We start from the raw sequence: 12549 nt of genomic DNA, 5'->3' as shown, positions 1-12549 counted from the left end.
CGAGTGAACTGTAACCAGTTCTATGCGATCCTCGGTTAGTGAGTAATGCGAACAATCTGCTCGAGCCCGCGCCGCTGCGGCTGCGTGGTTCGGGTGGTCTCGAGCTAGTTGCCGACCAATTCGGCCCGATCGACGGCCCGCTCGTGGTGTTCCTGCACGGCGGCGGGCAGACCAGGCACTCGTGGAAGCAGACCGGCGTGAAGCTGGCCGCCTCCGGCATGCGGGTGGTCACCCTGGATGCGCGCGGGCACGGTGACAGCGCATGGTCCGCGGACGGTGACTACCGCCGCGACACCATGGTTCGAGATCTTTTGCTGGTGTTGGAGCAGCTCGGTGCGCCCGCCGTCGTGGTGGGGGCCAGTATGGGCGGGATCACCGGGCTGCTCGCCACCGCGGTCCCCGGCGCACCGATCAAGGCGCTGGTGCTCGTCGACATCGTGACCAGGCCGGAGCAGGCCGGGGTGGCGCGGGTGATCGACTTTCTCGGCCGGCATCGGGACGGCTTCGACTCGCTCGAGCAGGTCGCCGACGCCGTCGCCGAATATCTGCCGCATCGTCCGCGGCCGGAGAACACCGACGGGCTGCGACGCAATCTGCGACAGCGCGACGGTCGCTGGTACTGGCACTGGGATCCGGACATGCTGGCCGGCCGGGTCGAGGACGCCTCGGAGATGGTCGATCAGATGGAGTCGGCGGCCCGCCGGCTGACCATGCCCGTGCTGCTGGTGCGCGGCTTGCAGTCCGATGTGGTGAGCGCCGAGGGAGCCGCCGCCTTCCAGGAACTGGTGCCGCACGCGGAGTTGGTCGAGATCGGCGGTGCCGCGCATACCGCGGCGGGCGACAACAACGATTCGTTCACCGACGCGGTCGCCAAGTTCGTGCTGCGCAACGAACAGTAGCTACCGGTACTCCGGCTTCCGCTTCGCCACGAACGCGTCCACACCCTCGCGCCCGGTCGGGCCGTCGGCCGCGGCGGCGATCGCCTCGCGCTCGCGGTCGAGCTGGTCGCTGAGGGTCGACGAAGTCGACTGGGCCAGCAGCGTTTTGATGCTGGCATGGGTCGAACGCGGTCCGGCGGCGAGCGTGCGGGCCAGGTCGAGCGCTGCGCTCTGCACGTCCTCGTCGGCGACCAGCCTGCTGAGGATGCCGAGCCGCACCGCCTCGTCGGCGTCCAATACGGCGTCGGTGAGCAGGATTTCGCGAGCCCGGCCCAGTCCGACGATGCGCGGCAGCGTCCAGGACATGCCGCCGTCGGGGCTGAGCCCGATACCCGGGTAGGCGGGGCGCAGTTTGGTGCCGGGGCCGCCGAGCGCGATATCGGCGGCGCAGACCAGGCTCATGCCCGCGCCCGCCGCCCAGCCGTGCACGCCCGCGACGACCGGCACCGGGGTCGCGTCGAGCGCGCGGACGAAGTGGTGCAGATCGGTGGCCAGACCGTAGATGTGTGCGGCGCGATCGTCGGCGGCCGCGAAGCCGCGCACGTTGCCGCCCGCGCAGAAGTTCGCCCCGCTGCTCGTCAGCAGCACGGCCCCGACGTCCGCGCCGAGCGAGCGCAGGGCGGCCGTGCCGGCGACGATGCCACCGAAGTCCATGGACGTGCCGTTGGCGGCGGTGGCGATGGTGATCTGCAGGACGCCGTCGACGGTGCTCACGTACCCGGTCTGCGCGGTGGAGGTCATGCCCTGCACTTTAACGGGTGGCCACGGCGGGGCCGGACGGCGTTGCGCCGAGGTCGGTTTCGTCCGGTGGGCGCACCATGCGCAGTTCCAGCACGGCGGTGAACGGTTCGATCTTGCGCGCGCCGTCCGGGCGGAAGCCGTGCCTGCCGTAGAAGGCGCGGGCCCGCGGATTGTCCTCGAACACCCACAGCGAGCAGGGCTTTCGCGGGTCGAGCACCGTGCGCAGGAGATCGTCGGCGACGCCGGTGCCGTACCAGGCCGCGCGGACATACAGCGCGGTCAACTCCAGTGGTGTGACCGGTGATTCATCGGTGGACTCGCCCGCGCTGGCGAACCCGATCACGGCGTCGCCGAGCACCGCGACGTGCGTGCGTCCCGGGTAGCGGAGGCGGTCGCGTTCCCATTGGGCGGCTCGGCGGCGCACGTCGAACGCGGCGAGCACGTGCGCGGGCACCAGGTCTGCGTAGGCCTCACGCCAGCAGGCGATATGACATTCGGCGAGGCGGTAGGTGTGTTCGGCGGCGAGCGGCAGGATGCGCCACGTCGACTCGGTCATGGGCACCATGGTCGCCGAACGGACCCGCAGATGACTACGCCCCGGCCACCCGTGAGGGTGCCGGGGCGTGCGTCGGTCTCGTACCGATCAGCCGTGGCGGTTCAGCCGCGGACGACCTTGCCCGCCTTCAGGCAGGAGGTGCACACGTTCATGCGGCGGGTGTTACCCGGCGCAACCTGGGCGCGAACGGTCTGGATGTTCGGGTTCCAGCGACGGTTGGTGCGCCGGTGCGAGTGCGAGACCGACTTCCCGAAGCCGGGGCCCTTGGCGCAGACGTCGCAGACGGCAGCCATAGTCGCGAACTCCTTCATGTCATGGTGGGGACCGCCGCCCGCGGGCAGCATGTCCGGAAACAATGTATCGACGTACCCCTGCCGACTGATGTCGGCCAGCGCAAACCGGCGACGGCCACGCGAGGCAACCCTGCAAGGGTAGCGGGACGGGCACCGATCCACCAAACCGGGCGTCGGCAGCCGATGCCGGTGACGGCTGTGGGGTACCCCGAGTGTAGCCGGAAACGACCGGTCGCCCGCCGCGGCCCACACCGTCGGCCGGGTGTCGGTATCGCCCGCTAACCTGGCGAGCGGCGTCTGCGGCGCGAGCGCGGGCCCGGCGGCGTGCCGCGCGCCGGAAACAAGTGGCGGAGGGAGAGGGGTGACGGTGCCCGGAGTGCGGGATGTGATGGACGGCACGGCGCTGCTGCGCTGGGGTCGAACCTGCCTCGACGGCCTGGCCCATCGGCGCGAGGAGATCAACGCACTCAATGTCTTCCCGATACCGGACGCCGACACCGGCACGAACCTGCTCGCGACGATGCGCGCGGCGATGGCGGCCGCCGAGGCGATAGCGACCCCGTCGAGTGCGCGCGAGGTGACGGCACACGAGGTCGCCGCCGCCATGGCGCGCGGCGCGACGATCGGCGCCCGCGGCAATTCCGGCATCATCCTGTCCCAGGTGCTGCGCGGGATCGCCGAGGCCGTCCGCGCGGGTCCGCTGACCGCGGCGACGCTGCGCGAGGCGTTGCGGCGCGCGGCCGTGCTGGTCCGGGCGGCGCTGAGCGTGCCGATCGAGGGCACCATTCTCACCGTGCTCGACTGTGCCGCGGCCAGCGCCGCCGCGGACGCCGACGGCACGCTCGCCGAGGTCGCCCTCGCGGCGGCCGACGGCGCGGCCAAGGCGCTGGGCGAAACGCCGTCGCAGCTCGGCGTGCTGCGCGATGCCGGGGTGGTCGACGCGGGCGCCCGCGGCCTGGTGGTACTGCTGGACAGCCTGGTGTCGGTGACGCTCGGTGAGATCCCGTCCCGGCCGGAGTACACCCCGAAGGAACCCGGCATGCCCCGGCCCGAACCCGAACCGGCCGAAACAGCTTCGCCCACACCGCAATACGAAGTGATGTACCTGCTGAGCGACACCGACGAGGCGCGGCTGGCGGCACTGCGCGCCCGGCTCACCGAACTGGGGGATTCGGTGGTGGTGGTCGGCGACGGGCAGGGCTCCTGGTCCGCGCACGTGCACTGCGCCGATGCCGGCGCGGCGGTGGAGGCGGGCCTCGCGACGGGGCGGCTCAGCGGTATCCGGATCGAGAGCTTCGCCCTGGCCCGGCATGAGCCGCTGCACGACGCCGCCGAACAGCTCGTCACCGGTGACGAACTGCCCGTCCCCGAGGGCCCCGCCGATCGCGGCATCCTCGCGGTGGCCGCGGGCGACGGCGCGGCCGCCCTGTTCGAGGACGCGGGCGCGGTGGTTTTGGACGGCGACGGCCCGGTGACCGCGGCCGCCTTGCTCGACGCGATCCGTGCGATGCCGAATCGTGAGGTCCTGGTGCTGCCCAACGGCGCACTGCCCGCGCACGACCTGGTCGCGGTCGGTGTCGCCGCCCGGGACGCGCACCGCGACGTGCTACTGCTGCCGAGCGCGTCGGTGGTGCAGGGGCTCGCGGCGCTGGCGGTACACGACCGCGGCCGGATCGCCGTCGACGACGCCTTCGCTATGTCGGAGGCGGCCGCGACCACCCGCTGGGGTGCGCTGCGGGCCGCCCCGGAGCGGGCGCTCACCATGGTCGGCACCTGCGAGGCGGGCGACGGACTCGGTCTGGTCGGCCACGATGTCGTCGTGATCGACCACGATGTGCGGGCGGCCGGACTGACGCTGCTCGACCGGATGCTCGCCTTCGGCGGCGAGCTCGTCACGTTGCTCATGGGCGCGGCCGCGCCGGACGGCCTCGCCGACGCGCTGGCCGCACATATCGGCGACGAGTTCCCCGGCGTGGAGGTCACCGTGTATTCCGGTGGGCAGCACGGGGATCTGGTGCAGATCGGAGTGGAGTAGATGGCGACCCTGAGCGATCGGCTCGACCATATCCTCGGCGTGAAGGCGGCCGGGTCCCTGGTCGACGCCTTCGACATGCACACGGTGGAGGACCTGCTCCGGCACTATCCGCTGCGCTACGCCACCCAGGGGCAACCGCTCACCGAGGAGGCGCCCGAGGAGGGCGCGCACATCACCGTGATCGGCCGGATCACCAAGGCCGAGCTGCGCCCGATGCGCAACCGGCGCGGTTCGCTGCTGAAGGTGGTGCTGGACACCGGTTCCGGCACCGGTCGCGGTGTCGACGTCACCTTCTTCAACGGTGACAAGGTGAAATACGTTGTCAAAGAAGGTCTTCGGGCGATGATGTCGGGCACCGTCACCTACTGGCGGCCCGGCCAGTGGAACCTGAGCCACCCCGGCTACCTCATCCTGCCCGAGGCCGACGACGAGGAGAAGGTCGGCTCGCTCACCACCGTGCGCGGCGGCGGCAACTTGCGCGGGCTGGCGCAGAGCGCGAAAGGCGCCGAGGGCGTGGACACCTCGTTCATGGAGCGCGAGTTCATCCCGGTGTATCCGGCCACCGCGAAGGTGCAGAGCTGGGACGTGCTCGCGTGTATCCGGCAGGTGCTCGACCAGTTGGACCCGATCGACGATCCGGTGCCCGACGACATCCGGGCGGATCGTTCGCTGATGAAGATCTCCGACGCCCTGCGCCTGATCCACCTACCGGAGCGCAAGACCGATATCGACCAGGCCAGAGAGCGGCTGCGGTTCGACGAGGCGCTGGCGCTGCAACTGGTGCTCGCCGAGCGCAGGCATGAGGTGTCCGGCCGGTCCGCGCGCCCGTGCCCGCCGCGCCCGGACGGCATCGCCGCCGAGTTCCAGACCCGGCTGCCCTTCGAGTTGACCGCCGGTCAGCAGCAGGTGATCGCGGAGATCTCCGCGGACATGTCCCGCAGCCAGCCGATGCACCGGCTGCTGCAGGGCGAGGTGGGTTCCGGTAAGACGATCGTCGCGCTGAACGCCATGTTGCAGATCGTCGACGCGGGGCAGCAGTGCGCGTTGCTCGCGCCGACGGAAGTCCTTGCCGCCCAGCACTATCGGTCGATGCGCGGGATGCTCGGTGATCTCGGCAGCGGCGGCGAACTCGGCGCGGCCGAGCACGCGACCAAGGTGGTGCTGGTCACCGGTTCGATGTCGGCCTCGGCGAAAAAGGCGGCGCTGTTGGAGGCGGTGACCGGGGAGGCGGGCATCGTGATCGGCACGCACGCGCTCATCCAGGACAATGTCGAGTTCTTCGACCTGGGCATGGTGGTGGTAGACGAGCAGCACCGCTTCGGTGTCGAACAGCGGGATGCGTTGCGGGCCAAAGCGAAAGCCGGAGCCAGCCCGCACCTGCTGGTGATGACCGCGACGCCGATTCCGCGCACCATCGCGATGACCACCCTCGGCGACCTGGAGACCTCGACGCTGACCGAGTTGCCGCGCGGCCGCTCGCCGATCACGTCCAAAGTCGTACCGCGCAGGCAACATCCGAACTGGGTCGACCGTGCGTGGGAACGCATCCTGGAGGAGGTCGACGCCGGTCGGCAGGCCTACGTGGTCTGCTCCCGGATCGGCGACGACGAAGAGGCCGCCGGTAAGTCGAAGAACGGCAAGGCCAAGGCCAAGGACACCGAGAAGGAAGGCCCCACCACGGCGGCCGCGCTCGACGTGTTCGATCAGCTGCGGGCGGGGCCGCTGTCCCGGGTCCGGGTCGGCCTGCTGCACGGCAGGCTGCCGGCGGACGAAAAAGACCAGGTGATGCGCGCGTTCAACGACGGCTCGGTCGACGTGCTCGTCTGCACGACGGTCGTCGAGGTCGGCGTCGACGTGCCGAACGCGACCGTGATGGTGATCGTCGACGCGGACCGTTTCGGCGTCAGTCAGCTACATCAGCTGCGCGGCCGAATCGGTCGTGGCAAGCATGCCGGGTTGTGCCTGCTGATCACCGATTCCGCGCCGGGTGGCTCGGCGATGGCGCGGCTGGACGCGGTCGCGAGCACCACGGACGGCTTCGAGCTCGCGGTGCTCGACCTGCGCACCCGGCGCGAAGGCGACGTGCTCGGCGCGGCCCAGTCCGGAACGGCCCGCTCCCTGAAACTGCTCTCGCTGCTCGACGATCTCGAAGTCATCACCGCCGCACAGGAACTCGCGCGCGAGGTGGTCGAAGCCGACCCCGGATTGAAGAAGCACCCGGGCCTGGCCGGCATGATGCACGCCGCCGTCGACTCCGAACGCCTGGAGTACCTGGCCAAGTCGTGAGCTCGGCCCTAAACCGTCGCGACCGCGGTGATGTGGCTGAGCGAGCAGCGCCAGCCCTGTGGGGTTTCGACATAGACGTCCGTGGTCCACTCGTCGGCGTCGAACCGTTTACCTTGGTAGTGCGCGGTATTGGTGACTCGGACCGTCAATACCGCGACCGTGCCGTGGCTTTGGATCACCGGGTCGCCCACCCGCTGCATCGCCGAATGGGTGAGCGCGCCGGACGCGATGAACCCCAGGAAGTCCCGGGCGCTGGTGATCCCGTTTTCGGAGACCATCGTCCAGTCGTCGGTCATGAATTCGCCGATCCGTGCCGCATCGTTGGCGACGATGGCCGCCATCCATGCGTCGAGCAACGGCACGAGACGATCGTGCAGTGCGCCGGTCGTGGGTGTGGTAGCCATGAGTGCAACGGTAGGCCCCGCTCGAGTGGGTGGCTTGGACGAATGGAACGTCCCGTGTCAGTGCCCGATGCGGGGGTAGGGGAGGTCGGTGCTGGTGTTCTCGTCGACGGCCAGGGGGCTGCCGATGTGCGGGAAGGCGCGCTGGGGGCAGGCGGGGCGTTCGCACACCTTGCAGCCCGCGCCGATCGGCACCGCTGTCGCCGGGTCGTCCAGTTGCAGTCCGGAGGAATACACCAGGCGGTCGGCGTATTCGATATCGCAGCCCAGCCCGATCGCGAAATTCTTTGTCGCGGTACCGAATCCCTGCGGCGCGGTCATCGCGGTGCGCGCGATCCACAGATAGCGCCTGCCGTCGGGCATCTCGGCGATCTGGGTCAGGATGCGGCCCGGATAGGCGAACGCCTCGTGCACCACCCACAGCGGACAGCTACCGCCGACCCTGGAGAAGTGAAAAGCGGTGGCGGACTGGCGTTTCGAGATATTGCCCGCCCGGTCGGTGCGGACGAAGAAGAACGGCACGCCGCGCTGGCCCTGCCGTTGCAGGGTGCTGAGCCGGTGGCAGATGGTCTCGAAGCCGACCTCGAAACGCAGGCCGAGCAGGTCGATGTCGTAGTGCAACTCCTCGGCCGAGCGCAGGAAGCGACTGTAGGGCAGCACCAATGCGCCCGCGAAGTAGTTGGCCAGTCCGATGCGGGCGAGCGTGCGGGATTCGCCGGTGAGCGATGGGGTTTCGGCGAGCACGCCGTCGAGTTCGGTGCCGTACAGCAGCAGGGCGAGGGTGGTCGCGATCTGGAAGGCGCGCTGGCCGGGCCGCAGTCGCCGAGCCAGGGTCAGCGTGCGGGTTTCGGGATCGTAGTGGCGTTTCGGGATGGTGGGATCGGCGCCGTCGCCGCGGACCAGCACCGTGACCCCGGCGCGTTCCTCCGCGACCCTGGCGAGCTGGCGATCGAGCGAGCCGATGGTCAGCCCGGACTGTTCGAAGAGCTGCTCGGCGGCGATGTCCAGCTGCGGGATGTGGTTGTGGTGGTCGTAGAAGAAGTCCCGCACGTCCTCGTAGGGCATGGGCACGCCGGGCGTGCCGGCGGGCGTGTCCACCCGGGCGGAGAGCAGGTCCAGCTGGTCGGTGGCGGCGCGCAGTCGCCGGTGCATCGCGACGACGATCCGCGCGACGTCGGGCTGTCTGGTCGCCAGCTCCTCCACTTCGGTGAGCGGCGCGGTGTGCCCGCCCGCGGCATCGATCAGCACCTCGTGCAGATCCGAGACGAGCCGGGCATCGGAGTCCGCCGCGAAGAACTGCACGTCCAGGTCGAAGGTGGAGTTGAGTTTCAGTAGCACCGGGATGGTGAGCGGGCGCTGGTCACGTTCGAGCTGGTTGAGATAGCTGGGTGAGAGATCCAGCGATTTCGCCAGCGCCGCCTGGGTGAGCCGGCGTTCCTCGCGCAACCGCCGCAGCCGCGCACCCGCGTACATCTTCCGCACGTGCAAGATGGTAGCCCCACACCTTCGCAAACATCGCATATCCACGCTTGTTCGTTGCGAAAATATGTCACTGCGAGGTGTTTTGTCCGAGATGTCAGCTGCGTAGCATGCGAAGAGGCTACTGGTCGCTACCCCAGATCAAGGCCTGTGCGGCGATCACGTCCGTGCCGTTGAACGTCACCGCGGGCGAGCCGTGCAGCTGATAGCCCTGATCGAGCAGGGCGCTGATCCGCTCGCAGAACGTCGCGTCGTCGACGCCGGTGATCAATCGGTAGCGCAGGGGTTGATCGGTCATCCGGTCAGCCTAGGCGGTGCCGCGGACAAGTCGATATCCGTGTGCGACACCGAGACTGAGGTCCGGCCAGTGGGCGCGGGGGTTCCGAACCGAGCATTTGCTTGGTTGAATCGGGGGTGCGCGGCGCGTGCCGTCCTCGAACGAAAGTGAGCCAAGTCGATGCCGAGCCCCGATGAACTCGTCCGTGCCATGTGCCGGAGCTGGTCGGACCCCGATCCGGACCGCATCGCGTCCTTCTTCGCCGAAGACGCCGTCTACCACAACATTCCGATGGAGCCGGTGGTCGGCCGGGCCGCGATCCGTGATTTCCTCGTCGGATTCCTGGCCACCTTTCGAGGCGTCGATTTCGACATCCACCACCAGGTCGCGGCCGGCAACCTGGTCATGAACGAGCGCACCGACACCCTGCGCACCGCCGACCGTGCGATTCCGCTCCCGGTCACCGGCGTCTTCGAAGTATCCGACGGCGCGATCACCGCCTGGCGCGACTACTTCGACATGGGTGCCATCAACAAGGCTTTCGACCTCTGAAAGAGGCCCAGCGCCTCCTCCCGAACCGGGAGGAGGCGCTGCGCTGTCAATGCGTGATCGCGGTGCTCAGCGCACCGCGGCCGCGGCGGCGACCATGTTGCGCAGTGACGCTGCCACTTCGGCCTGGCCGCGGGTCTTCAGTCCGCAATCCGGGTTGACCCAGAGCCGTTCGGCGGGAACGGCTTTCAGCGCGGCCCGCAACGAGGTGGTGATCTCCTCGACACTGGGCACCCGCGGCGAGTGGATGTCGTAGACACCCGGCCCCACCCCGAGATCGAAGCCCGCCGCGTTGAGATCGTCGAGCACCTCCATCCGGGAGCGTGCCGCCTCGATCGAGGTCACGTCGGCGTCCAGGCCGGCGATCGCGTCGATCACCTCGCCGAACTCCGAATAGCACAGGTGCGTGTGCACCTGGGTGGCGTCGGAGACCCCCGCGGTCGCCAGCCGGAACGACTGCACCGACCAGTCGAGGTAGGCCTGCTGATCCGCCTTGCGCAACGGAAGCAGTTCGCGCAGTGCGGGTTCGTCGACCTGGATGATCCGGATGCCCGCACCCTGCAGGTCCACCGTCTCGTCCCGGATGGCCAGTGCCACCTGACGCGCCGAATCACCGAGCGGCTGATCGTCGCGGACGAACGACCAGGCCAGGATGGTCACCGGCCCGGTGAGCATGCCCTTGACCGGCTTGTCGGTGAGCGATTGCGCGTAGCTGATCCAGTCGACGGTCATCGGCGTGCGGCGCGCCACATCGCCGAACAGGATCGGCGGCCGCACGCAGCGGGTGCCGTAGGACTGCACCCAGCCCAGCTCGGTGGCCGCGAAGCCGTCGAGCTGTTCGGCGAAGTACTGCACCATGTCGTTGCGCTCCGGCTCGCCGTGCACCAGCACGTCCAGGCCCAGCTGTTCTTGCAGCGCGATGACATCGGCGACTTCGGCCCGCATCCGGCGGACGTACTCGTCCTGGTCGATCTCGCCCTTGCGCAGCTCGGCCCGGGCTACCCGGATCGCCGAGGTCTGCGGGTAGGAGCCGATCGTGGTGGTCGGCAGCGGCGGCAACTGCAGCCGATCCTGTTGCAGCACACGGCGTTCCTCGGCGGGTGCGCGTGTGACGGCGTCCGGGCCGAGCGCGGCCAGCCGGGCACGGACCTGTGCGTCGTTCAGTCGTGGGTCGGTGTGGCGCGAGGCCAGTGCCGCACGGGTGTCGGTCAGTTCGGCGCTGATCGCCTCGGTGCCCTGGGTCAAGCCGGTCGCGAGCAGCCGCACCTCGGCGACCTTCTCGGTGCCGAACGCCAGCCACGACCGCAGCGCGTCGTCCAGCCCGGTCTCGACGGCCAGGGTGTAGGGCACGTGCAGCAGCGAGCTCGACGTCGAAACCGCCACCGACCCAGCCGAACCCAGCAGGGTGCCGAGGGTGGTCAGCGACTTGTCGAGGTCCGTGCGCCACACGTTGCGTCCGTCGACCACGCCGGCGACGAGCAGTTTGCTCGAGAGCGCGGGCACCGCCGCGACGTCGGAAACATCGGTGCCGGAGGTGAAGTCGAGCGCGATGCCCTCGACGTCGGTGCTCGCGAGCGCGGTCAGCGCGGCGTCGGGGTGCCCGAAGTAGGTCGCCACCAGGATCGCGGGACGCTCCGCCGAGGCGGTGAGTTCGGCGTAAGTGCTACGCACCAGCTCGATTTCGGCCGCAGTGAGATCGGTGACCAGGATCGGCTCATCGAGTTGGACCCAGCCGAGGCCGGCTGCGGCGAGCTGTGCGAGCAGGTCACGATAGAGCGGCACCAGTTCGGCGAGCCGGTCCAGCGCCGCGCCGCCCGTGGCCTTGGCCAGCTTCAGGAAGGTGACCGGACCGATCACCACCGGCCGGGCCGCGACACCCAGGTCCAGTGCTTCGCGCACCTCGGCCAGGAGCTTCTCCGGGTGCAGCGAGAACGCGGTGTCCGCACCGATTTCCGGCACCAGGTAGTGGTAGTTGGTGTCGAACCACTTGGTCATCTCCAGCGGCTCGACGGTCTCGTTGCCGCGCGCGGCCGCGAAGTACCGATCCAGCGGGTCGGCGATGCCGGCGACCCGCGGTGGCAGCGCGCCGAGCAGTACGGCCGTGTCGAGCACCTGGTCGTAGTACGAGAAGGTGCCGACGGGAATCGAATCCAGGCCTGCCGCTTGGAGTTCGGCAAGCTGGGCCTGCCGCAGCTCGCGCGCGACGGCGTGCAGCTGATCGGCGTCGATCTTGCCGGCCCAGTAGGATTCGGTGGCCCGCTTGAGTTCACGTCGCGGCCCCACCCGTGGTAGCCCGAGAACCGTTGCGGTGAACGGTGTCTGATGTACAACAGTCACGATGTCTCTCCAGTGCTGAGTCGTGGACCATCGCCATACGGGCGGCGCGGTCACCGGCTGACGAGCCGGCCGACCACGAAGGGAGCCCGACACTGCAGCACTGGTGCAACCGCACGCCCAAATCCACGAGGCGGTGGTCGCCGGATACGGCGTACCCGGCACGGCTGGCAGGTCTTCGGACTCACAGGCACCGGCCGTTGTCGGCCGACCTACTAACCGTCGCTTTCCGGGTTGGGGTACCCAGTGCTCGTGACGGCATTCGTTCCTGTTTACCGCTGCGGGACAGTCCCGGATTCCCACCGGGTTCCCTCTCGCCCGGCCCCCCGTTTCCGGGCGGCCGAACTCGGCTCCGTGCGCGTCGTCGGGGCTCCATCTCGCGCGCATCGGTGAACCAGCTGCGCGTACCAGCATAGGCCGAGGCCGCTCGCGGTGGTGTGCCCGGGCGCGTCACCAGGGAGTACCGACAACTGCCTGCCGGAAATCCGGCTGCGGGCGGTGTTGTCGCAGATCGTGCGGGTGCCGTTCACCGGTGGCCTGGTCGCCGAAGAACGCAGGCTGATGTTCGGTCTCGCCGTCGGTCAGTTCCGCGGTGGGCTGCGGCACCGGACCTTGCGCTGGGCATAGCTCGGCGGCGGGCCGGATCTGTGACGGCCCGGT

Annotated in this window: 12 protein-coding genes and 1 riboswitch; of the genes, 5 read left to right on the top strand and 7 right to left on the bottom strand. The window is 69.4% G+C overall.

All coding sequences use genetic code 11. The annotated features are described in order from the left end of the window. Positions 1 to 38 precede the first annotated feature (38 nt). Positions 39 to 899 carry an alpha/beta fold hydrolase gene (locus O3I_RS31760; RefSeq protein ID WP_014987123.1) on the top strand — a complete coding sequence of 287 codons (861 nt, stop codon included), beginning with the start codon at positions 39 to 41 and terminating at the stop codon, positions 897 to 899. Here O3I_RS31760 and O3I_RS31755 read toward each other — a convergent pair whose 3' ends face one another. From O3I_RS31755 to rpmB, 3 genes are all read right to left on the bottom strand, one after another. Then, positions 900 to 1679 (bottom strand): enoyl-CoA hydratase/isomerase family protein, encoded by a 780-nt coding sequence (locus O3I_RS31755; protein ID WP_014987122.1) that lies wholly within the window; start codon positions 1677 to 1679, stop codon positions 900 to 902. A gap of 10 nt (positions 1680 to 1689) precedes the next feature. Further along, positions 1690 to 2235, bottom strand: a complete 546-nt coding sequence (locus O3I_RS31750) for a GNAT family N-acetyltransferase (RefSeq protein ID WP_014987121.1) — start codon at positions 2233 to 2235, stop codon at positions 1690 to 1692. A gap of 101 nt (positions 2236 to 2336) precedes the next feature. Then, complete coding sequence (gene rpmB / locus O3I_RS31745; protein WP_011210730.1) at positions 2337 to 2528, bottom strand: 50S ribosomal protein L28; 192 nt, start codon at positions 2526 to 2528, stop codon at positions 2337 to 2339. A gap of 388 nt (positions 2529 to 2916) precedes the next feature. Here rpmB and O3I_RS31740 point away from each other — a divergent pair, with 388 nt between their 5' ends. Both O3I_RS31740 and recG read left to right on the top strand, forming a co-directional pair. After that, positions 2917 to 4563, top strand: coding sequence for a DAK2 domain-containing protein (locus O3I_RS31740; protein WP_014987120.1), 1647 nt, complete (start codon positions 2917 to 2919; stop codon positions 4561 to 4563). Further along, complete coding sequence (gene recG / locus O3I_RS31735; RefSeq protein WP_014987119.1) at positions 4564 to 6849, top strand: ATP-dependent DNA helicase RecG; 2286 nt, start codon at positions 4564 to 4566, stop codon at positions 6847 to 6849. 8 nt (positions 6850 to 6857) lie between these two features. On the opposite strand, the gene O3I_RS31730 is transcribed toward recG, so the two are convergent. From O3I_RS31730 to O3I_RS44215, 3 genes are all read right to left on the bottom strand, one after another. Further along, on the bottom strand, positions 6858 to 7253 hold the full coding sequence (locus tag O3I_RS31730; RefSeq protein WP_014987118.1) for a nuclear transport factor 2 family protein: 396 nt from the start codon (positions 7251 to 7253) through the stop codon (positions 6858 to 6860). Between the two features lie 57 nt (positions 7254 to 7310). Further along, positions 7311 to 8732 carry a short-chain fatty acyl-CoA regulator family protein gene (locus O3I_RS31725; RefSeq protein ID WP_014987117.1) on the bottom strand — a complete coding sequence of 474 codons (1422 nt, stop codon included), beginning with the start codon at positions 8730 to 8732 and terminating at the stop codon, positions 7311 to 7313. A 118-nt stretch (positions 8733 to 8850) separates the two neighbouring features. Then, positions 8851 to 9027 carry a DUF1737 domain-containing protein gene (locus O3I_RS44215; RefSeq protein WP_014987116.1) on the bottom strand — a complete coding sequence of 59 codons (177 nt, stop codon included), beginning with the start codon at positions 9025 to 9027 and terminating at the stop codon, positions 8851 to 8853. 159 nt (positions 9028 to 9186) lie between these two features. On the opposite strand from O3I_RS44215, the gene O3I_RS31720 reads away from it, so the two are divergent. Then, on the top strand, positions 9187 to 9558 hold the full coding sequence (locus O3I_RS31720; protein WP_014987115.1) for a limonene-1,2-epoxide hydrolase family protein: 372 nt from the start codon (positions 9187 to 9189) through the stop codon (positions 9556 to 9558). A 66-nt stretch (positions 9559 to 9624) separates the two neighbouring features. Here O3I_RS31720 and metE read toward each other — a convergent pair whose 3' ends face one another. Beyond that, positions 9625 to 11892, bottom strand: a complete 2268-nt coding sequence (gene metE / locus O3I_RS31715) for a 5-methyltetrahydropteroyltriglutamate--homocysteine S-methyltransferase (protein WP_041562996.1) — start codon at positions 11890 to 11892, stop codon at positions 9625 to 9627. Positions 11893 to 12041: 149 nt separating this feature from the next. Further along, positions 12042 to 12249: riboswitch (cobalamin riboswitch) on the bottom strand. Between the two features lie 138 nt (positions 12250 to 12387). On the opposite strand from metE, the gene O3I_RS46885 reads away from it, so the two are divergent. Then, entirely contained in the window at positions 12388 to 12516 is a 129-nt protein-coding gene (locus tag O3I_RS46885) for a hypothetical protein (protein ID WP_014987113.1), read from the top strand. Positions 12517 to 12549 lie beyond the last annotated feature (33 nt).

Origin of the sequence: Nocardia brasiliensis ATCC 700358, assembly GCF_000250675.2 — a bacterium.
GTDB lineage: Bacteria > Actinomycetota > Actinomycetes > Mycobacteriales > Mycobacteriaceae > Nocardia > Nocardia brasiliensis_B.
The sequence above is the reverse complement of the archived record's forward strand: the minus strand, read 5'-3'. Positions and strand labels throughout refer to the sequence as shown.